Source organism: Bradyrhizobium manausense (assembly GCF_018129685.1).
GTDB lineage: Bacteria > Pseudomonadota > Alphaproteobacteria > Rhizobiales > Xanthobacteraceae > Bradyrhizobium > Bradyrhizobium manausense_D.
The window spans coordinates 934,839-955,590 of record NZ_JAFCLG010000001.1 but is presented as its reverse complement, the minus strand read 5'-3'; the positions used below and the strand labels follow the sequence as shown (position 1 = coordinate 955,590).

Annotated in this window: 21 protein-coding genes; 10 read left to right on the top strand and 11 right to left on the bottom strand. The window is 64.5% G+C overall.

Annotated elements, in window-relative coordinates; genetic code table 11:
• Positions 1-23 precede the first annotated feature (23 nt).
• From JQ621_RS04725 to radA, 6 genes are all read right to left on the bottom strand, one after another.
• Positions 24-1,250 (bottom strand): ABC transporter substrate-binding protein, encoded by a 1,227-nt coding sequence (locus JQ621_RS04725; RefSeq protein WP_212233225.1) that lies wholly within the window; start codon positions 1,248-1,250, stop codon positions 24-26.
• Positions 1,251-1,454: 204 nt separating this feature from the next.
• Complete coding sequence (locus JQ621_RS04720; RefSeq protein WP_212233224.1) at positions 1,455-2,195, bottom strand: SDR family NAD(P)-dependent oxidoreductase; 741 nt, start codon at positions 2,193-2,195, stop codon at positions 1,455-1,457.
• Positions 2,196-2,260: 65 nt separating this feature from the next.
• Entirely contained in the window at positions 2,261-2,401 is a 141-nt protein-coding gene (locus JQ621_RS04715; RefSeq protein WP_212233223.1) for a hypothetical protein, read from the bottom strand.
• A 15-nt stretch (positions 2,402-2,416) separates the two neighbouring features.
• Positions 2,417-3,928: an amidophosphoribosyltransferase gene (gene purF / locus JQ621_RS04710; RefSeq protein ID WP_212233222.1), complete on the bottom strand. Its 1,512-nt coding sequence runs from the start codon at positions 3,926-3,928 to the stop codon at positions 2,417-2,419.
• A gap of 27 nt (positions 3,929-3,955) precedes the next feature.
• Positions 3,956-4,585: a CvpA family protein gene (locus JQ621_RS04705; RefSeq protein WP_212233221.1), complete on the bottom strand. Its 630-nt coding sequence runs from the start codon at positions 4,583-4,585 to the stop codon at positions 3,956-3,958.
• Between the two features lie 168 nt (positions 4,586-4,753).
• Positions 4,754-6,202: a DNA repair protein RadA gene (gene radA / locus JQ621_RS04700; RefSeq protein WP_212233220.1), complete on the bottom strand. Its 1,449-nt coding sequence runs from the start codon at positions 6,200-6,202 to the stop codon at positions 4,754-4,756.
• Between the two features lie 202 nt (positions 6,203-6,404).
• Between radA and JQ621_RS04695 the strand changes: the two genes are divergently transcribed.
• Together JQ621_RS04695 and JQ621_RS04690 are read left to right on the top strand one after the other, a co-directional pair.
• Entirely contained in the window at positions 6,405-7,562 is a 1,158-nt protein-coding gene (locus JQ621_RS04695; protein ID WP_212233219.1) for an ABC transporter substrate-binding protein, read from the top strand.
• The gene (locus tag JQ621_RS04690) at positions 7,559-9,619 is read left to right on the top strand and encodes a putative bifunctional diguanylate cyclase/phosphodiesterase (protein WP_212233218.1); all 2,061 of its coding nucleotides are present in this window, start codon (positions 7,559-7,561) and stop codon (positions 9,617-9,619) included. Before JQ621_RS04695 ends, JQ621_RS04690 begins: the two co-directional genes overlap by 4 nt.
• A 63-nt stretch (positions 9,620-9,682) precedes the next feature.
• Here JQ621_RS04690 and JQ621_RS04685 read toward each other — a convergent pair whose 3' ends face one another.
• Positions 9,683-10,408: a sulfite exporter TauE/SafE family protein gene (locus JQ621_RS04685; protein ID WP_212233217.1), complete on the bottom strand. Its 726-nt coding sequence runs from the start codon at positions 10,406-10,408 to the stop codon at positions 9,683-9,685.
• Between the two features lie 218 nt (positions 10,409-10,626).
• Here JQ621_RS04685 and JQ621_RS04680 point away from each other — a divergent pair, with 218 nt between their 5' ends.
• The 3 genes from JQ621_RS04680 to JQ621_RS04670 all read left to right on the top strand — a co-directional run bounded on the left by JQ621_RS04680 (position 10,627) and on the right by JQ621_RS04670 (position 12,302).
• Entirely contained in the window at positions 10,627-10,935 is a 309-nt protein-coding gene (locus JQ621_RS04680; RefSeq protein WP_212233216.1) for a hypothetical protein, read from the top strand.
• 84 nt (positions 10,936-11,019) lie between these two features.
• Entirely contained in the window at positions 11,020-11,388 is a 369-nt protein-coding gene (locus JQ621_RS04675; RefSeq protein ID WP_212233215.1) for a GFA family protein, read from the top strand.
• A 98-nt stretch (positions 11,389-11,486) separates the two neighbouring features.
• Positions 11,487-12,302 (top strand): DUF4886 domain-containing protein, encoded by an 816-nt coding sequence (locus JQ621_RS04670; protein WP_212233214.1) that lies wholly within the window; start codon positions 11,487-11,489, stop codon positions 12,300-12,302.
• A gap of 7 nt (positions 12,303-12,309) precedes the next feature.
• Here the strand turns inward: JQ621_RS04670 and JQ621_RS04665 are convergent, their stop codons facing one another.
• Positions 12,310-13,080 carry an exodeoxyribonuclease III gene (locus tag JQ621_RS04665; protein ID WP_212233213.1) on the bottom strand — a complete coding sequence of 257 codons (771 nt, stop codon included), beginning with the start codon at positions 13,078-13,080 and terminating at the stop codon, positions 12,310-12,312.
• A 41-nt stretch (positions 13,081-13,121) separates the two neighbouring features.
• Between JQ621_RS04665 and JQ621_RS04660 the strand changes: the two genes are divergently transcribed.
• Entirely contained in the window at positions 13,122-13,340 is a 219-nt protein-coding gene (locus JQ621_RS04660; RefSeq protein ID WP_212233212.1) for a cysteine rich repeat-containing protein, read from the top strand.
• Between the two features lie 12 nt (positions 13,341-13,352).
• On the opposite strand, the gene alr is transcribed toward JQ621_RS04660, so the two are convergent.
• A complete protein-coding gene (gene alr / locus JQ621_RS04655) occupies positions 13,353-14,630 on the bottom strand; it encodes an alanine racemase (RefSeq protein ID WP_212233211.1) in 1,278 nt (425 codons plus the stop codon).
• Between the two features lie 73 nt (positions 14,631-14,703).
• The gene (locus JQ621_RS04650) at positions 14,704-16,212 is read right to left on the bottom strand and encodes a replicative DNA helicase (RefSeq protein ID WP_212233210.1); all 1,509 of its coding nucleotides are present in this window, start codon (positions 16,210-16,212) and stop codon (positions 14,704-14,706) included.
• A gap of 518 nt (positions 16,213-16,730) precedes the next feature.
• On the opposite strand from JQ621_RS04650, the gene JQ621_RS04645 reads away from it, so the two are divergent.
• A complete protein-coding gene (locus JQ621_RS04645) occupies positions 16,731-16,967 on the top strand; it encodes a transcriptional regulator (protein WP_249124662.1) in 237 nt (78 codons plus the stop codon).
• 3 nt (positions 16,968-16,970) lie between these two features.
• On the opposite strand, the gene JQ621_RS04640 is transcribed toward JQ621_RS04645, so the two are convergent.
• Positions 16,971-18,221, bottom strand: a complete 1,251-nt coding sequence (locus JQ621_RS04640) for an SAM-dependent methyltransferase (protein ID WP_212233209.1) — start codon at positions 18,219-18,221, stop codon at positions 16,971-16,973.
• A gap of 279 nt (positions 18,222-18,500) precedes the next feature.
• Here JQ621_RS04640 and JQ621_RS04635 point away from each other — a divergent pair, with 279 nt between their 5' ends.
• From JQ621_RS04635 to JQ621_RS04625, 3 genes are all read left to right on the top strand, one after another.
• The gene (locus JQ621_RS04635) at positions 18,501-19,523 is read left to right on the top strand and encodes a hypothetical protein (protein ID WP_212233208.1); all 1,023 of its coding nucleotides are present in this window, start codon (positions 18,501-18,503) and stop codon (positions 19,521-19,523) included.
• Between the two features lie 101 nt (positions 19,524-19,624).
• Positions 19,625-20,233 carry a TetR/AcrR family transcriptional regulator gene (locus tag JQ621_RS04630; protein WP_212233207.1) on the top strand — a complete coding sequence of 203 codons (609 nt, stop codon included), beginning with the start codon at positions 19,625-19,627 and terminating at the stop codon, positions 20,231-20,233.
• Positions 20,230-20,721, top strand: a complete 492-nt coding sequence (locus JQ621_RS04625; RefSeq protein WP_212233206.1) for a PaaI family thioesterase — start codon at positions 20,230-20,232, stop codon at positions 20,719-20,721. Before JQ621_RS04630 ends, JQ621_RS04625 begins: the two co-directional genes overlap by 4 nt.
• The last annotated feature ends 31 nt before the right edge of the window (positions 20,722-20,752 follow it).

The following is a 20,752-nucleotide window of genomic DNA, read 5'->3' as shown; positions in this document are numbered from 1 at the left end:
GGCGCAACCCACCCTACGACTTCCTACTTCTTCACCAGCGGACACTCACTGTCCTTGAGCGGCTTGGCCGCGTCTTCGGCCGAGATCGTCGAGACCAGCTTGTAATAGTCCCACGGTCCCTTCGATTCCTCCGGCTTCTTCACCTCGAACAGATAGGCCGGGATGATGCGGCGGCCGTCCTCGCGGAGCGGGCCCTTGCCGAACAGCGGATCGTCGGTCGGGATTTCCTTCATCTTGGCGACGACCTTGGCGCCGTCATGCGGATTGCCGCCGAGCGCCTCGAGCGCCTTGAGGTAGTGGATCACGCCCGCATAGTTGCCGGCCTGGGTCATGGACGGCATCGCGTGATTGCTCATCTTCTCCTGGAAGCGCTTGGACCAGGCACGGGTGCTGTCGTTCAGGTCCCAGTAGAAGGATTCGGTGAAGGTCAGGCCATGCGCGGTCTTGAGGCCGAGCGAATGGACGTCGTTGATGAACAGCAGCAACGCTGCGAGCTTCTGGCCGCCCTCGACGATACCGAACTCCGCCGCCTGCTTGATCGAATTGGTGGTGTCGCCGCCGGCATTGGCCAGCCCGACGATCTTTGCCTTGGAGTTCTGTGCCTGGAGCAGGAAGGACGAGAAGTCCGAGGTGTTGAGCGGATGCTTGACGCCGCCAAGCACCTTGCCGCCATTCGCGGTGACGACCGCGCTGGTGTCACGCTCGAGCGCGGCACCGAAGGCGTAATCGGCGGTCAGGAAGAACCAGGTGTCGCCGCCGGCCTTGGTCAGCGCCTTGCCGGTGCCGGTGGCGAGCATGTAGGTGTCGTACGTATACGAGATGGTGTTGGCGTTGCAGGCCTTGCCGGTCAGGTCGGCGCTGGCGCCGCCGTTGTTGAGCAGGACCACGTTCTTTTCCTTGGCGACATTGCTGACCGCCAGCGCCACGCCCGAGTTCGGCGTGTCGGTGATCATGTCGACCTTCTGGGTGTCGATCCATTGCCGCGCGATGTTGACGCCGACGTCAGGCTTGTTCTGGTGGTCGCCGCTGACGACCTCGATCTTCCAGCCCTTGGCGGCCAGACCTGAATCCTCGACCGCCATCTTGACCGCCAGCACGGAGCCGGGGCCGCCGATGTCGGCGTAGAGGCTGGACATGTCGTTGAGCACGCCGATCGTGACGGTCTTGTCCTGGGCGTAGGCGGATGTGGCAAAACCGAAAGCGGCGCAGGCAAGAAGGGCCGCGGAGCGGCGCGCGAACGTCTTCGTCATAAATTTCCTCCATTTTAAACGTGCGGGCGGCCCTCTTGCGGAGCCTGGTTCCGGTGAATTCCGTAGCCTGTCCAAAGCACGACGGCAATGCGTCTAAAGCCGGATGACGCTGCGTCGGTGCGTCATCCTTCGGTTAACTTTTGGGCAAAATGCGTTGAGGCGCTATTTCCGCGGGTCTTAAACCAGCTTGAATTTCTGAGGACATCAGGCTGGCGCGCGGAAGCTCATCAGCGTGCGCGTCTTGTAATCGTAGAACTTGCCGGTCTCCGTCCACTCGGGGGCGCAAAGCGGCACGATGAACTCGGCGACCTGCTCGGGCGTGTCGAGCGTGGCGGGATCCTCGCCCGGCATCAAGGCCGCACGCATGCGGGTGCGGATCGGGCCGGGGCTGAACAGGTTGACGCGGATGGCCGTGTTCGCGGTCTCGTTCGCCCAGGCGCGCGCCAGCGTCTCCAGCGCGGCCTTGGAAGTCGCGTAGGGGCTGACATAGGCAGTCGCCTTGGTGGCTGCTCCCGCGGTGATGAACACGGCGCGTCCTGCATCGGATTGCCTGAGCAGCGGCTCCATGCAGCGGATCAGCTGGAAGTTCGCAGAGACGTTGACGGCCATGACGTCGTTGAACGTCTTGAGCTCGATATGACCGACCGGCGAAGAGGGGCCGAGCACGCCAGCATTTCCGACCAGGATGTCGAGCTTGCCATAACGCTCGTGCAGGCCCGCGCCGAGGCGCGCGATGCCGTCGAAATCCGTGAGGTTGAGCGGCACCAGCGTGGCGCTGCCGCCCACTTTGCGGATTTCGTCGTCGAGCTCCTCAAGCCCTCCTTGCGTGCGCGCGGTCGCGACGATATGCGCGCCGGCCTTGGCGAGCGCCAGCGCCGTGGCAAAACCGATGCCGCGCGAGGCGCCGGTGACGAGAGCGATACGGTCAGCGAGGGGCTTTGTCATGGCCGCGTTTTACAGGCGTGGACGGCTGGGGCAAGCCCGCCCGTAATGGAATCTCGGGCCCCAGCCTAGCTACCGCCAGACTGCATGTTGTCGCTGTTGCTGCCGTTTCCCGAGCTATCGGGCGTCACCTTCATGCCCTGTCTGAAGGCGAAGACGATGAAGCTGACCAAGAGCACTCCGCAGAGAATGGCAATGGCCAGCTGCATCGTCGCGTCCTCGCGTCAGCTCGCCTCCGCCAGCAGCGATAGCTGCCGCGGCTGCGGCTCGATCTGGGTCTGGTCGGTCAGGTGAGTCGGATAGACGCCAGTGAAGCAGTGATCCGCAAACTTCGGGTTGGCCGGGTCGCGGCCGGGCTCGCCCATGGCGCGATACATGCCGTCGATCGACAGGAAGGCGAGCGAGTCCGCGCCGATGATCTCGCGCATCTCCTCCATCGAATGCGTTGCCGCCAGCAGGCCGCCACGATCCGGCAGGTCGATGCCGTAATAGTCGGGATAGAGGATCGGGGGCGAAGCGAGGCGGAAGTGCACTTCCTTGGCACCGGCATCGCGCATCATGCGCACGATCTTCTTCGAGGTGGTGCCGCGCACCAGGGAGTCGTCGATCAGGATGATGCGCTTGCCCTCGATCGCCGCGCGGTTGGCCGAGTGCTTCATGCGCACGCCGGATTCGCGGATCGCCTGCGTCGGCTGAATGAAGGTGCGGCCGACATAGTGGTTGCGGATGATGCCGAGCTCGAACGGCACGCCCGAATGCTGGCTGTAGCCGATCGCCGCGGGCACGCCGGAATCCGGCACCGGTACCACGACGTCGACCGCCACATGGCTTTCGCGCGCGAGCTGCGCGCCGAAGGCCTTGCGCACCTCGTACACCGAGCGGCCGTGGACGATGGAATCCGGACGGGAGAAATAAATGTATTCGAAGATGCAGGGGCGCGGTGGCATCGGCGGGAACGGCTTGTGGATGTCCTGGCCATTCTCGTCGAATACGATGACTTCGCCAGGCTCGATGTCACGCACGAAGCGCGCGCCGATGATGTCGAGTGCGCAGGTCTCCGAGGTCAGGATCGGGCAGCCGTCGAGGTCGCCGAGCACCAAGGGCCGGATGCCGCGCGGATCGCGCGCGCCGACCAGCTTCTTGTTGGTGAGCGAGACCAGCGCGTAGGCGCCTTCGATCTCGCGCAGCGCGTCGATGTAGCGCTCGATGAAGCGGCTGCGCCTCGAGCGCGCGACCAGATGGAGGATCACCTCGGTGTCCGAGGTCGACTGCATCATCGCGCCATTCTTCACGAGCTCGCGGCGCAGCGTCAGTCCATTGGAGAGGTTGCCGTTGTGGGCGACCGCTAGGCCGCCGGCATTGAGCTCGGCGAACAACGGCTGCACGTTGCGCAGGATCGTGGCGCCGGTCGTGGCGTAGCGGACATGGCCCACCGCGACACTGCCGGGCAGGCGGTCGATCACCTCGCGGCGGGAGAAGGTGTCGCCGACGAGACCGAGGCGGCGTTCGCTGTGAAAGCGGCTGCCGTCGTAGGAGACGATGCCGGCGGCCTCCTGGCCGCGATGTTGGAGTGCGTGGAGGCCGAGCGCCGTGATGGCGGCGGCATCCGGGTGTCCGTAGATGCCGAAGACGCCGCATTCTTCGCGAAGCGTATCTCCCTCCAGGTCGTCCTGAAGCTCTAGCGCGGCCGGGCCGGTATCGAGATCAAGTTGGGCGTCCTGGTCAGGGTGTCGCATCTCGTCCGCGCCTCTCTGTTGGCTCTATCAACGCGCCGCAGGTTTCTCGATCAGCTTCTTCAGGCTGTCACGAGCCGGTTTGCTGTAGCCGTCGCCAGTGCCCGGAGGCTGCTGGTCGGTATCAGCTTGATCATCATCTGGTTTGTTTTTCTTGAATCTCTTCAAGATGGTGTTCTCGGGGTCGTCAGGCAAGAGGGACATCAGCCAATCCCCGGTTCCCTGGAGCACCACGCGGGATTTTGCCCCCGAGACCCAGTCCGGGCGCTGCTTGTCCGGCACCAGCCAGGTGAAGAACAGGAAGGCGACCACGACGATCAAAAGGCCGCGAGCGAGGCCAAACAGGAAGCCCAGCGTGCGGTCCAGCGCGCCAATGCGCGAATCCAGGATCATGTCGGAGATCCGGACTGTGACCACGGAGACCACGACCAGGGTACCGACGAACACGCCAGCGACCACGACCACGCTCGCGACCGTGTCGTTGTTGAAATAGGTCTTGGCGGTCGGCAGCAGCTTGGAGAACGAGTACAGCGTCACGATCGCGGCGGTGCCCCAGGCCGCAATCGAGAGGATCTCGCGCATGAAGCCGCGCACCATGGCGAGCAGGCCCGAGATCAGCATCACACCGAGCAGGATCAGGTCGAGGAGTGTAACTGGCATCGGCTGGTCTGGTCCGCTCGTACGCTCAAAGGGTGCTCAGCGAATCGGTGTTTGGCCGCCGCCCTAAATGATGGGCAGACAGCGCTTCCGGCAAGGCCGCAACCACGCAATCCCGTGCTGCTTTTGTGACGGCTGTATAGCGGCGGAGGCGCTTGCCGTCACCTCTGGCTAACCCTCTCCACGGCGGAATCTTGCCGGTGTGGCATTTTTCTCTGCCGGCGGGGGTGAGTCGCTGCGGCGGGAGCCCTTTGCGGCGATTTCGGCGACCAGGGTTGTCAGGCTGTTGATCGCGTTCAGGGTCAGGCCGGCGTCACCGCCGGTATCGCCGCCGCGGGCCGATTCGGGCAGCACAGCGCGCTTGAAGCCGAGCTTGACCGCTTCCTTGAGCCGGGCCGGGGTCTGCGCCACCGGACGAATGACGCCGGAGAGCGAAATCTCGCCGAAATAAACAGCATCGGTGGGTAACTGCGCATTAACCAGGGACGACACCAGTGCGGCCGCGGCGGCCATGTCAGCGGCCGGCTCGTGAATGCGCAGGCCGCCCGCGACGTTCAGATAGACGTCGTGGCCGGACAGCTTGACCCCGCAATGGGCCTCCAGCACCGCCAGCACCATCGAGAGCCGGCTCTGGTCCCAGCCGACCACCGCCCGGCGCGGGGTGCCGAGCGAGGTGGGCGCGACCAGCGCCTGCAATTCGACCAGAACGGGCCGTGTGCCCTCGATGCCCGCGAAGACTGCGGTGCCTGGCGTGCCGAGGTCGCGTTCCGACAGGAACAGCTCGGAGGGGTTGGTGACTTCGCGCAAGCCAAGGCCCGTCATCTCGAACACGCCGATCTCGTCGGTCGGGCCGAAGCGGTTCTTGACGGCACGCAGGATGCGGAATTGCTGCGAGCCTTCGCCCTCGAACGACATCACGGCATCGACCATGTGCTCGACCACGCGGGGGCCGGCGATCTGACCGTCCTTGGTGACGTGACCAACCAGGATGATGGCCGCACCGGTCTTCTTGGCGAAACGAATGAGCGCCTGCGCCGAGGCGCGCACCTGCGTCACCGTGCCGGGCGCCGATTCCACCGTGTCGGTCCACATCGTCTGGATCGAGTCGATCACGATCAGCCGGGGCACGGCGCCTTCCGACAATGTCGAGACGATATCCTCCACCGAGGTCTCTGCCGCCAGCTGCACCGGCGCGTCCGACAGCCCGAGCCGCTCGGCGCGCAACCGCACCTGGGCGATGGCCTCTTCGCCGGAGATATAGACGATGCGGTGGCCAGCGCGCGCCATCAGACTGGTTGCCTGCGTCAGCAAGGTCGACTTGCCGATGCCGGGATCGCCGCCGACCAGCAGCACCGAGCCGCGGACGAAGCCGCCGCCGGTGACGCGGTCGAGTTCGGTCATGCCCGAGGACAGGCGCGGCGCATCGGGGCTTTTGCCGGCGAGGCTCTCCAGCGCGAATGTGCGCCCCTTGCGCTTGGAGCGGATCGAAACCGGCACGCTGCCGGTCGCATCTTCCTCGGCGAGCGTATTCCACTCGCCGCAGGACTCGCACTTGCCCTGCCAGCGGTTATAGGCCGCGCCGCAATTCTGGCAGACGAAGGAAAGCGTGTTCTTGGCCATGGGTGTGGTGAGTCGGAGGTTTCGGATGTGCTGATAGCACGGAACGGCAGGCAGCGCGGGCGTCCGTGAGCGGTCCAATGAGCGATATTCCGTGCTGCCGATACACCCTTTGTTAGCTCTACGCCGCCGCATCGCGCCGGACTTTGCCAAATGTTAGCGGACGCGGGTCCAGTTTCGGAACCAGGACGGGGTGGCGAAACGAATGACTGTTATCTTGCGAATATTGCTCGTTGTGAGCATCGCCTGCGGCATTGCTGCGCCGGCCGGCCGCGCTGTCGCGGCCGATGCAAAGCCGCTCAACGTCGTCTTTGTGAACCCCGGCAAGACCGGCGAGGTCTATTGGGACATGGTCGCGCAGACCATGCAGGCAGCGGGCCGCAGGCTCAATGCCAACGTCGAGGTGCTCACCAGCGAGCGCAATTACCGCACCATGCAGGAGCTCGGCCTCGGCGCGGTCGCACGTGCCGACAAGCCCGACTTTCTCATTCTCTCGAATGAGGAGTCCGCCGCCGTTCCGATTCTGGAGGCGGCCGAGGCAGCGGGGGTCAAAACGCTTCTGCTGTCGAACTCGTTGATCGGCGAAGACGCAAGGCGCCTTGGTTCGCCGCGAACCAAGCTCAAGAATTGGCTCGGCGACATCACGACCGATCTGACGACGGCCGGCGCCCGGATGGCAAATGCGCTCATCGGCGCGGCGCGCACCGAAAAATGGCAGAGCCCCGACGGCAAGATACATCTTCTCGGGATCGGTGGTGACGAGATCACGCCAGCCTCGATCGCCCGCAATGCCGGCCTCCAGCTCGCGGTCGCGGCCGCGCCTGATGTCGTGGTGGACCGGATGCTGTTCGCCAACTGGACCCAGTCCGAGGCGGAGCAGGTTGCGGCCAACTATCTGAGCTGGGCCGAGCGCAAGGGTATCCGTCCCGCAGGGATCTGGGCCGGCAACGATCCGATGGCGCTGGGCGCTCTCAAGGCCGTCGAAGCGGCCGGCATTACACCGGGCGAGAATATCCAGGTGGTCGGCCTCAACTGGTCGGAAGAGGCACTGCGCGAAGTCAAGGCTGGTCACCTGCTGCTGACCGATGGCGGTCACTTTCTGCTTGGCGGCTGGTCGATCGTGCTGCTTCGCGACTATGCCGACGGCTGCGACTTCGCAGCCAACTCGCCGCATGTCGAAGTCAAGACATCGGCGATCACGCGCAACAATCGCGGCTCCGTCGCCGCGCTGATCAAGGCCCGGGCCTTCGACCGGATCGATTTTGCGCGGTTCAAGGCAAAGCCGGACCATTGCGGTCAATATGATTTCTCGGTGGACGCGCTGATCTCCTCGCTGTCGCCCCCGAGCGACGCAGGTGAATGATGCAGGGCGGTACTGACAAGATGAACGGCCCGACGAATTCAGCCTCATCACGCTCGGTCGTCCGTGCGATGATCTGGGCCACCGTGCCCGTGCTGCTGCTGGTGCAGCTGCTTGCCTCGGCGGGCGTCGAGGTCTCGAGCTTCTGGTCGCAGATCAAGCAGCTCGATACCCGCATTGCCCATGTCGCCGAGAGCCGTGCGGAATTGATCGCCGAGCCGCTCTGGAAGATGCGCTATGACCAGGTCACGGGCGTGCTCAACGAGATCATGCACGACGAGACCATTGCAGCTGCGGCCGTCTATGACGACACCGGGACCGTGATCGCTCGCGTGGTGGCGCGGCCCATGGTGCAGGCTCTCACTGAAGTCTCGCGTCCGATCGGCTACAGCAACGGCAACATGTCCGTTCAGGCCGGCCGGATCGCGATCGCCTATTCCTATGCGACGCTCTATGCGAACACTGGCAGCAGGCTCGGGCTGCTTCTGGCAGTCGGCCTGCTTGGGACGCTCGCGACCGTGGTCGCGATGCGGATCTCGGCCAATATCTTCATCGGCAAGCCGCTGGCCGCAATGATGTCGGCGATCCAGCGCAGCAAGCAGGACGGCCGCGCCTATCCGGCCGACGTCACATCGTCGAACGAGTTCGGCCAGCTCGCGCAGGCCTTCAACGCCATGCAGCACACCACGTCGGGTGCGCTCGACCGGCTTGGCCACATGGCCTCGCACGATCCGCTGACCGGGCTGCCCAACCGCCGCTCGCTGTCCGAACGTCTGGTGACCTTGAGCCACGATTCAGGCTCGCCGGACGCGCTGATCGCGTTCAGCTTCATCGATCTCGACGATTTCAAGGGCATCAACGACACCTTCGGTCATGATGCCGGCGACAAGTTCCTGGTTCATATCTCCGAGCGGCTTCGCGCTACGGTCCAGCCGGAAGATTGGGTTGCGCGGCTCGGCGGCGACGAGTTCGTGGTCATTCGACCTGAGGTCGGCAATGAAGCGGCCGCGCAGGCTTTCGCCGCGCAATTGCTTGAGGCCATTTCCGCGCCGATCCTGGTGCACGACAAGCAAGTCGTGCCGCGTGCCAGCATCGGCCTTGCGGTCCGCCGAGCCGACGATCCTGAATTGTCCCACTTGCCGGCGTTGGCCGACATCGCACTCTACCACGCCAAGAGCAAGGCGCCGGGCACCGTCGCGGTGCTGAACGAAGCGCTTCAGCGCGACTATCGCCGCCGCAGGGATCTGGAGCTTGCGATCCCGACAGGCTTCTCCGAGGGCCAGTTCGAAGTCTGGTATCAGAGCCAGGTCGATCTTGTGACCCAGGAGGCGATCGGCCTGGAGGCGCTCATTCGCTGGCGTCATCCCGAGCACGGCGTGATCGGTCCGGGCGAATTCCTGCCGCTGATCGAGCGCAGCGGCAACAATGCGCGGCTGACGCGCTACGTGTTGACCGACGCCTGCCGCGCGCTGCAACGGCTCGCCGCCGCAGGCAGGCGGCAGATCAGGATCGCGATCAATCTGCCGCCGTCGGAACTTGCCGATCATTCGCTCGCTGCCGAGCTGCGCGAAACCTGTGAGCGGTTCGGTGTGGCGGCCGCCTCGCTCGAGCTCGAGATCACGGAAGGCTCGCTGATCAACAACATCGCCAGTGCTTCCGACACGCTGCGACGGTTGCGACGCCTCGGCGCCACGATCGCGCTCGACGATTTCGGCACCGGCTATAGCTCGCTCGCTCATCTCAGGCGCTTTCCGCTCGACAAGGTCAAGATCGACAAGGCGTTCATTCGCGAGATCCCTGACAGTGCCGAGGACAAGGCGATCGTCGGCGTCATCGCCTCACTGGCGGGCACGCTTGGGCTTACGCTGGTCGCCGAAGGCATCGAGCGGGCCGAGCAGGCGCAGGCCATGCGCGAGATGGGCGTAAGGCTCGGCCAGGGCTTTCTCTATCACAAGCCGCAGCCGCTCGATGCCGTGCTGCGCGGACTTGCCGATACCAGCAACGGCGAGGACCGCGTGCGCGCCGACAGGCTGTCAATCGCGCCCGAATTCGCCGCCTGAGCAATGTTATTGTTTGAGCATGATCTTTCCAGAAAACCGCTGAGCACTTTTCTGGATCATGCTCTACGGCTGCGTTGCGTTCCACAGCATCGAGAGCCCGGCTGCGATCATCATCGCATCCATCACCATGCGGAACATGTCCGGCTTGAGGTGCAGCACGAAGCGCTTGGCAACAAACGCGCCTGACATCAGCGAGGAGCCCGCGACCAGGCCCTTGATGAAGACCTCCGGCGTCAGCGCGCCGAAGCGCTCGAACGTCACTGATTTGGCCAAATAGAGGCCAAGCGAGGCGGCGGCCTCGGTTGCCAGAAAGGCCCCTTTGGAGAGGCCGTAGAACAGGAACAGCGGCACGCTGAGCGGCCCGGTCGAGACCACGATGCCGGTGAGATAGCCGATCACCGCGCCGCCGACGCAGAGGTGCCAGAGGCTGGCCTTGAGCTCGTGCCGCGCGAGCCAGTGCCGCACCGGCACCATCGCGATCAGGAAGATGCCGATGGCAAGATCGACGGCGTGCGAGGGCAGGGCGAGCAGCGTCCGCGCTCCCAGCACCGCCGCCGGAATGCCCGTCGCCGAGTAGGCGAGGCAGGCCCGCCAGTCGACCTCGCGCCACCACGCCAAAATCCGCGATAAATTCGCCATTACGGAAGCGACCGCCATGATCGGCACGGCCTCTTTCGGTCCATAGGCATAGACCAGCACCGGCATCAGCATGATCGACGAGCCGGTGCCGACAATGCCGGAAATGGTGCCGGCGATCAGGCCGACGCTGAGGACGAAGACAAAGGCCAAGGGAATGGCTCCGGGAATCGGATCAGTGTAGCCGCTGGCAGGGGGAAGCGTGAATGGCGGGGGTGTTTTTTGCCTGCCGGGCAACGCAAGGTCTGGTGGCGCGCGTTGGTTAACCGCCGGTGTCGCGCCCACCGCCAATCCGAAGGGTTCCCCGGACCGATCCTTAGAATTTGACGCGTATCAATTGGAGTGTTCGCTCAAAGAATTTGAGGTGCGTGATGCCCGACCACCATTCCTTCTCAGCGCTCGACCGTCATGCGGTGCTCGGCGGATCCGATAACGGCTTTCCCTGGTACGCCGGCGCGATGCTCGCGGTCGAAGCGAGCGAAGTGGTTCGCCTCCGCTGCGAAAAGCTCAGCCATGGCGACGCGGCGGCCGAGCAGGAAGCCGTGCTGATGGTGCGCGAGAAGATCGCGGCTGCGTTCGAGGCGTTTGCGAGCCTGCTTGCGGGTGCAACGCCGGCCACGGTCGTCCAGCGCTATCGCGAGCATGTTGCCGCCAATGCCAAGCGCCTGTCCGCGAGCTAGGTTCCGCGGCGCGTTGGGCTGCTGACAGCATGTTGGCAGCAGGGGCAGGCTATGACCATCTGCCGACAAAACGGGGAGCGGGTCATGCCGATCGAGGGAAGTTGTCATTGCGGTGAGACGGTGTTCGAGGTGACAGAGGCGCCATCGAGCGTGACACGCTGCACCTGCTCGCTCTGCGCCAAGCGCGGCGCGCTGTGGGCCTATTACACGCCGGCGCAGTTTCGCCTGCTGTCGCCCGCCGACAACGTTGCGACCTATCTCTGGGGCAGCCGCACCGTCAAACATCATTACTGCGCGAATTGCGGCTGCGGCACCTATTCGGAGTCGCCGGATTGGTCGACCGGCAAGCCCGATTTTGACAAACCCAGGGTCGCGGTGAACGCGCGCCTGTTCGACGATTTCGATCTCGAGGCGGTGCCTGTCAATCTGATCGACGGCAAGAATTTGTGGTGAGCCTGCGGTCTTCCGCATATCGGCTCGCAAATCCATCCCCTTGAGGCGGCGCTGGAAAGCTGATCTGGTTCCCGGCCCAAGAAAAAGGAGAGGAACCCATGATGCGTCTTTTTGCGCGAGTGACGCTCGCAATGTGTCTGGCCGTTGCAGCCGGATTCAATGCGCAAGCGCAGACCAAGCCGAAGGTCACGACGCTGGGCCCGGACTTTCCCAAGGCCACATTGTTCGTCGGCAACAGTTTCTTCTACTACAACAACGGAATGCCAGGGCGTCTCTCCTTGCTGGAGCGGGCCGCGGATGAGGCCAACAAGGCGGCCTATCGAAACACCATGGTCACGATCGGCGGCTCCGGCCTCGACTGGCACGACATGGACAATTTGCTGCGTCCGGGCGGTCTCGGCGCCTATTCCTTCGACGATGACAACAATGTCGTCTTCAACAAGCCGGGCAAGCAGTACGAAGCGGTCGTGATGATGGACTGCAGCCAGTGCCCGATCCATCCGCAGCTGAAGGAGGCGTTCACCACCTTCGCCAAGAAGGACGGCGACATCGTTCGCGCCCATGACATGCGGCCGGTGCTGTTCATGTCCTGGGCCTATCTCGACAAGCCGGAAATGACGGAGGGGTTGGCCGAGGCCTATACGATGGCCGGCAATGCCAATGACATGCTGGTCATTCCAGCTGGCCTCGCCTTCGCGCGCGTCCGCAAGCTGCAGCCGGAGCTCAACCTTTATGCGCCGGACAAGCGGCACCCGAGCCCCGCCGGCACTTATCTGGCGGCTTGCGTCACGTTGGCCGCGCTGACGGGACGCTCGCCCGTTGGCAATTCCTACACGATGGGGATCGACCCGGAGACGGTGCGGCTCTTGCAGCAGGCGGCGTGGGATACGGTGCAGGACTATTACGGGCGCTAATAGCTCGCTACTTCAGCACCACCCACGCCGGCGCATGATCGCTCGCGCCGTCTTCGCCACGCACCTTCTTGTCGACGCCGGCCTTTGACAAACGCGAGGCCAGTGCAGGGCTGAGTAGCAGATGATCAAGCCTGAGGCCCGCATCGCGCTGCCATCGGTTCCGCTTGTAGTCCCAGAACGTGTAGACGCGCTTGTCTCCGTGCAGCTCGCGGATCGCATCGCACCAGCCTTGTTCGACGAGCGAGGCGAAGGCCGCGCGGCTCTTCGGCTGGATCAGTGCATCCTTGTCCCATGATCGCGTCGGATAGATGTCGATCTCGGTTGGCGCGACATTGTAGTCGCCCGCGAGCACGACCGGCAGATCCTGCTTGATGAAGGTCCTGGCGTGGCGCTTCAGCCGCGCGAACCAGTCCAGCTTGTAGTCGAATTTCGGCCCCGGCTGCGGATTGCCGTTCGGCAGGTAGATGCTGGTGACGATGACACCGCGCACCGCAGCCTCGATGTACCGCGCCTCGTGGTCGTCGGGCCGCCCGGGCAATCGGTCGCGCGTCAGCACAGGCTCGGCGTTGCGGGCGAGGATGGCGACGCCGTTCCAGGTCCTCTGTCCACGCCAGACCGCGCCGTAGCCGGCTTTTTCGATCGCGGCCGCCGGAAATTCGCCATCACTTGCCTTCAGTTCCTGAAGAGCAACGACATCAGGCTTCGCTGCGCGCATCCATGCGAGCAGATTGGGCAGGCGGCGGTTGATGTTGTTGATGTTGAATGTCGCAATCTTCATGTAGAGCTGATCGCCTCGTACGCCCCCACACCGGAGATACAATGTCCAAGTTGAGCTTTGCCGCTATCGTATTCGTCGTCGCGTTCTCCGGGGCCGCTTCCGCACAATCGGCCGATCCGCGCGGCGCGTGCAAGGCGGATTACGACAAATTCTGCGCCGGCATCGCGCCTGGCGGCGGTATCGTCGCCTGTCTCAACGGCAAGCGCGATCAGTTGAGCGCGACCTGCAAGGCGGCGCTCGACAACAGGAAGAAGAAGTAAACGGTTGACAGCTCAGCCCGGCAGCGGTGGCGGGCTTGCCTGCTGCTCGAGCGGCGGCGGGGAGGGCGGCTGTTCGGCCGCCTTCGCGGGCTCCGGTTTGACCAGCGGCTCGACCACGTTGCCGCCCTTGTAGACGCGGGCGTAGCGGTGGCCGAGGCTGGTCAGCACCTCGTAGCCTATCGTGCCGAAATGATGCGCGAGCTCGTCGACGGTGATGCCCTCGCCGAGCAACGTCACCATATGGCCGCGACGCACCGCGTTCGGCGGCAGATCGGTGATGTCGATCGCGATCAGGTCCATCGAGATGCGGCCTGCGACAGGACAGCGCTTGCCGGCGGCGACGACCTCGGCTCCGCGGGTGCCGTCGTTGGAGCTGGCCGCGCGGAAATAGCCGTCGGCATAGCCGACCGCGATGATCGCGAGTTTGGTCGGCCGCCGTGCCGTCCAGGTGCCGCCATAGCCGACGGTCTCACCGCGCTCGATCGAGCGTGTCTGCACGATGCGCGCCTTCAGCTCGACGACCGGCTGCATCGGATTGTCGGCCTCCGGCGTCGGATTGACGCCGTAGAGCGCGGCGCCCGGCCGCACAAGGTCGAACTGGAAGGGCGCGCCGAGGAAAATGCCGGATGAATTCGCAAGCGCCGCCGGCACGCCGGAGAACTCGCTGGCGATGCTGCGGAAGGTCGCGAGCTGCTTCGCGTTCACGGGGCTGTTGAGCTGCTCGGCCGAGACCAGATGGCTCATCACCAGCGTGATGCCGTGATCACCGGCATTGATGCGGGGAATGATGGCCTGCGCTTCCGAGATCGTGAGCCCGAGCCGGTTCATGCCGGTGTCGATGTGGATGGCGGCGCCTCCTGACCAGCCGGTGCGGCGGCAGAACACGTCCCATTCGGCGAGCTCGTTGAGATCGCCGATCACGGGTCGGCAATTGATCTTGGCGTAGTGCTCGCCGGTGTTCTGGAAATAGCCGCCGAGCACGTAGATCGTGGCGTCCGGCACCGCTGCGCGTGCGGTGCGCGCCTCCTCGATGGTGGCGACGAAGAAGGTCTTGCAGCCGGCCTTGTTCAGCGCCTGCGCCACCTGCGCGGTGCCGCAGCCATAGGCGTCGGCCTTGATCACCGCCGAGCACTCGGCCGGCACCGCCGTCTTCTCGAGCTTGCGCCAGTTGGCGATGATGGCGTCGAGATCGACGGTGAGCACGCCGCCATAGCTGGCGAGCGCGGCAGCCTGATTGGCCTCGGCGGAGAGAAGGCCGGATTGCGGGATCATGTTCGTGTCGGACACCATTGTCATGGCGCCGTTTTACGCAAGAGCCAGGCTTGGTTCAACCCGGGGAACTGACGAGCAGCTCACAGGCAACTCAGTAGTCGCCGCCGCGATCCGGCAAGTGCCCGTCATGCGAGAGGTCGCCGAAGCGGGTGACCGAGGCATCGAACTGCAGTTCGACGGTGCCGGTCGGACCATGGCGCTGCTTGCCGATGATGACTTCGGCCCGGCCGACGGTACGCTCCATGTCGGCCTGCCATTTGGCATGCTCCTCGGTGCCGGGGCGCGGCTCCTTCATGGCGAGGTAATATTCCTCGCGGAACACGAACAGCACGACGTCGGCGTCCTGCTCGATCGAACCGGATTCACGCAGGTCCGAGAGCTGCGGCCGCTTGTCGTCGCGGGATTCGACCTGACGCGACAGCTGCGACAGCGCGATGATGGGGACGTTGAGCTCCTTGGCCAGCGCCTTCAGGCTGGTGGTGATCTCGGTGATTTCCTGCACGCGGCTGTCGCTGGCGCGCTTGCCCGAGCCTGACAGCAGCTGGATGTAGTCGATCACCAGCAGATCGAGACCCTTCTGGCGCTTCAGCCGGCGGGCGCGCGCCATCAGTTGCGCGATCGACAGGCCGCCGGTGGCGTCGACATAGAAGGGCAGCGACTGCAGCTCGATCGATACCTGGCGGATCTTCTCGAAATCGGCTTCCGTGATGCCGCCACGTCGGATGTGAGAGGAGGGGATGCCGGTGCGCTCGGCCACGATACGCGTGGCAAGCTGGTCGGCCGACATTTCGCAAGAGAAGAAGCCGATGACGCCGCCATTGGCGGCCTTCATGGTGCCGTCGGCCTGGAGCTCGCCGACATAGGCCTGGGCGACGTTGTAGGCGATGTTGGTCGCCAGCGACGTCTTGCCCATGCCGGGACGTCCGGCAACGATGATCAGGTCGGAGTGCTGCAGGCCGCCCATCTTGGTGTCGAGGTCGCGCAGGCCCGTCGAGATGCCGGACAGCTTTCCGTCGCGCTGGAAGGCCTTGGCCGCGAGATCCACCGCCACCGCCAACGCCTGCGAGAATTTCTGGAAGCCGCCGTCATAGCGGCCGGACTCGGCGAGCTCGTAGAGCCGGCGCTCGGCGTCCTCGATCTGCGCCCGCGGCGCGAAATCGACCGGGGCGTCATAGGCGACATTGACCATGTCCTCGCCGATGCCGATCAGATCGCGCCGCAGCGCAAGATCGTAGATGGTGCGGCCATAGTCCTGGGCGTTGATGATGGTGGTCGCTTCGGCCGCGAGCCGCGCCAGATATTGCCCGATGGTCATGCCGCCGACGTCGGTATCGGCGGGCAGGAACGTCTTCAGCGTCACGGGCGTGGCAATCTTGCCCATCCGGATCAGGCTGCCGGCGGTCTCGAAGATGGTTTGGTGCAGCGGCTCGAAATAATGCTTCGGCTCCAGGAAGTCGGAGACGCGGTAGAAGGCGTCGTTGTTGACCAGGATCGCGCCCAGAAGGCTCTGTTCCGCCTCGATATTGTGCGGCGCGCTCCGATAGGCGGGAGTTCCCGGCTCGGGCGCGAGTTTGAGGACGTTCGAATCAGTCAGGGCCATGGTCGAGCGTGCTTAGCAATTTTTCTTGGCGGATGCGGGGCCGGGATAAAGCGCCGCCAGAGGCCAAAGCGGAAGCAAAAGGTCGGCGCTATCAACCGATCTTAAAAGCGGTGGATGATTGGCTGCCTCGGCAATCGCGACGCTTGACGGATTTTCGCGGGACGCGGGGCGTGTCCAGAAGCGGTCACGGCCGCGCCACGGAAAAATCCTGAAGCGGTGAACCTAATGAATTGGGCCGCAGACCTATTTGATGGCGCGCGAAATGGCGCGCTGGCGCCGGTGCGGGGTCAGACCAGCAGGAGGTAGACCAGCGCGACCAGGGCCGCGCCGACACCGGTGGCGATCAGGGCGTAGTCGGTGCGGAGGTCGTCCTGCACGTCGAATGAGGTTCGGGTCTCTTTGCTCATGGCGACGGTCTAAGGCAGCGCCATCGAGAGGAATGTGAACTAGATCACATCTCCCCGGATTCTTTCGGGGGTAGGCAGGGAACAGGCGGGTGGGCCGGGGAATTGTCCCCGATGGCCCACCAACAGGGAACGAGGCTAGCGATGCGGCCGGAACGGCAGTCCCAGATGTGGCGGAGCGAAGCAGGCAGCCGGCTGTGGCTGTCCGGGCTGATCGCCACCATGGAGCATGTCGAGCGGCCCGAAATCCGGCGTCAGCCGGTGGCGCCCGAAATGATCGTGGAACTGAGGGCGCAACTGGCGTTAACGGCGTCTGTCCGCTCCTCCCCGATATCGACCCTGCGTCACTAGAGCCTATTCACCGGCAAGCTTCAGCTTCGGCGTGGCGCCGCCCTCCAGCGCGCGCAGCCGGGCTTCCTCGTGTGCAATATAGTCGCGTGTCATGGGGACGACGCCCTGGCGCTTGGTCAGCTGGATCTGAAAGTTCATCATGCCTTGCTTGCGGAACGTCATCTCGCAGGCGGCGAGATAGAATTCCCACATCAGCGCGAAGCGCTCGTCATAGAGCTGCACGGCTTCTTCGCGCCGTGCCATGAAGCGTTCCCGCCAGGCCTTCAGCGTCTCGGCATAGTGCAGCCGCAGGATCTCGATGTCGCAGACCAACAGGCCGGCGTCCTCGATTGCCGGAAATACTTCCGAGAGTGACGGGATGTATCCGCCTGGAAAGATATATTTGGCGATCCAGGGATTGGTCGAATCCGGCCCTTGCGAGCGGCCGATCGAGTGCAGCAGCATGATGCCGTCATCGCGGAGCAGCTCGGCACAGCGCCGGAAATAGGTATCGTAGAATCTGGCTCCGACATGCTCGAACATGCCAACCGAGACGATGCGGTCGAATGGACCCTCGATGTCCCGGTAGTCATGGAGCAGGAAGCGCGCCGAGCGAGTCAGTCCTTTCTCGGCCGTGCGCGCGTTGGCTATCTGCAACTGCTCCGTCGACAGAGTCACGCCGGTGACGTCGGCGCCTGCGAACTCGGCGAGATAGAGGCCGAGCCCGCCCCAGCCCGAACCGATGTCGAGCACGCGCTGGCCGCGCCCGACCAGCAGCTTGGCTGCGATGTGCCGCTTCTTGGCGAGCTGCGCGTCGTCGAGCGTGGCATCCGGCGTCTCGAAATAGGCGCAGCTATATTGCTTGTCGGCGTCGAGGAAGAGCGAATACAGCCGCGCATCGAGATCGTAATGATGCGCGACGTTGCTCCGCGCGCGCGCTCGCGGATTGAACTGCCTCAGGTGCCGGACGAGATAGCGCAGGTGCCACCAGGGCTTTGCCCAGTGCGGCAACACCTCGGCCTGATCGAGCAGGATCGCGATGGCATCGGCGATGTTGCCGCGCTCGACGACGAACTCGCCGTTCATGAAAGCTTCGCCAAGCCCGAGCTCGGGATTGATGAGGACCCTTCGTTGAGCGTCGGCCGTGACGAAGCGAACTTCAACGGGCTCGCCGGAGCCATCACCGACGGTGAACTTCGTTCCCCCCGCGGTGGTCACGGTCATCGAACCGCGGCGGATGAATTGGGACAAGAATTTACGCAACAAGCGGTCCATCGATACACACCTCTCGAGCGAACCCGAAAAGAAGCGAACAAACCCGGTCGTCACATTTTCACACCTGGGAGCTTATCTTAGGTTCCCATGCGTCCGCATGTAAATCTAGGCGGCCTCTTCTCGCCTCGCTAATGCGTTGTGTTCAAACCCGATATTCGAAAATCGCGTGTTCACATGCTTGTTGAGTGCGCTTCCATTCGCAGCGCAATCGGCTAAAAGGTGACCCGCCGCCGCGCCGGTTGCCGGCCGTATCTGTCGGAATTCAATGGAGATGATGGAATGTCGAGCCGAGCGCTCAGCCTCGCCACGGTGCTGTTTCTGATTGGCTTCGGGGCCTCCGATACCGTTCTGGCGCAGGCGACAAATCTCGAGGCCGGCAAGGCCCCATCCCAGATCTTCGCGCAGACCTGCAACGCCTGCCACAAGAGCCCGCGCGGACTGCTGAAGACGGTCGCGCCGGGCTCGCTGCCGGGCTTCCTGCGTCAGCACTACACCACCAGCTCCGACATGGCCGGCGTGCTGGCTTCCTACCTCGTCTCCAACGGCGCGGCCGACGCGCGCTACCAGTCAAAGGATGGCGGCAAGGACAAGAAGGACGGCGCCAAGGAGAAGGACGCCAACAACCCAAACCAGCCGCCTGAACATCAGGGGCGCCGCCAGCGCTCTCAAGAGGCCGCCAAGCCGGAGGGCGAGGGCACGGCGAACCCTGCGCCCGAGGGCCGTCAGAAGCGCGCGGCGCGGCCGAGCGAGGAAGGCGTCAAGGACGGTGCCAAGGAAGGTGCCAAGGAAGGTGCCAAGGAAGGTGCCAAGCCCGAGGCGACCAGCGAACAACCGCCTGAGGGGCGCAAAGGCAAGCGGCTGAGCAAGCGCGGCAAGCCGGGGATAGACGACACGGCGGCGCCCAAGGCCGAGTCCAGATCCGAGCCCAAGGTTGAGCCGAACAACGAGAGCGCCAAGGTCGATACCGACTCCAAGCCCGACGGCGGCAAGCCAGCCGAGAAGCCGGCGGAGGCCAAGCCTGAGAGCGCAAAGCCCGAGAGCGCCAAGGTCGAGCCAGGTGCGACCGAGACGCCGGCGCTGCGCGCCGATCCGGTGCCGCAAGTGACGCCGGCCGCACCGGCAGCGGCCAAGCCGGCTGAACCGGCTGCGCCCAAGCCCGCGGAAGCAGCCGTCTCCAAGCCGTCCGAGCCCGCGCCCAGCACCGAGCCGGTCGCCAAGGTGGCAGAGCCGGCGCCGGCCGCGGCTGCGTCGCCCGCACCGGCCGAGTCCCCCGGTCCGCCGGCCCCGCCGATCTCGCGATAAACACAACACCCGTCAATCCCGGAAGGCCGCGCCCCGCGCGGCCTTCGTCGTCTTGACCGCGATTAGAGTATTGCTCTAGAGTATTACTCTAGAAGGTGCTGATGTCTGGTGTCCGCGACGATCTGTTGGCTGCGGGGCTCGCGGTGTTTGACCGCTCGGGCCTCGAGGGCGCGACCGTGGCCGCGATACGTGCCAAGGCCCGGGCTTCCAACGGCAGCTTCTTCCATGCGTTCGGCTCCAAGAAAGAACTCGCCGGCGCGCTGTTCCTGGAGGTGCTGCGGCACTATCACGCCGTGATGCTTGCTGCGCTCGATCCGATGCCGGAAGCAGAGCAAGGCATCGATCGGCTCATCCGCGCTCATCTCGACTGGGTGGTGCTGAGCCGCCGCGAGGCGCGTTATCTCTTCGAGATCTCACGCAGCGAATGGGGTGAGGACATCCGCGACGCCCAGCGCGCGCAGAACGCGCGGCTCGCCGAAGGTCTCGAACGCTGGCGTGCGCCACTCGTGGCGCGCGGCGAGCTTTTGCCGATGCCGGCCGTGATGTTCGTCAGTCAGCTGATCGGGCCTGCACAGATCTTCTGCCGTGCCTTTCTCTCGGGACGCGACCGCGCGGATCCTCGTGGTGAGGCCGATACGCTGGTTGCCTGTGCCATTCGCGCGCTGGTGCCCCCTGAGCGCGTCAACGACAAGCAAGGAGCAACGTCATGAGCCAGGAGTCTGATCCCGAGTCCGTTCACCAGTCCGATCCCGGGTTCGCTCCGATTGCCGAGCGTATTCACGCCAATGTCGCCCGGCAGGGCTTCATGAACCTGGTCGGTGCCGAGCTTTCGGAGATATCGCGGGGCACTTGCACGATTGCGGTCGAGCGCCGGCCGCAGCTTTTGCAGCAGCACGGTTTCTTTCATGGCGGCGTGACTGCCTTCCTGGTCGACAACGCCACCACCATTGCAGCGGCGACCTCGCGCGGTCAGTCGGCGCTGACCGCGGAATACAAGCTCAATCTGCTGTCGCCGGCGGTCGGCGACAGATTGATTTGCCGCGCGAGGGTGATCAAGCCGGGCCGCCAGGTCGCCGTCGTCGCGGCAGACGTGTTCTGCGTCAGCGACGGGGTCGAGAAACATACGGCGACGGCACTCGCCTCAATCGCGATGTTGAGCGAGGATGAAGCTGCAAAAACGAAAAGCCCGGCTGCCTGAGGCAGCCGGGCTCAACTTTGCGTCTAAAGCG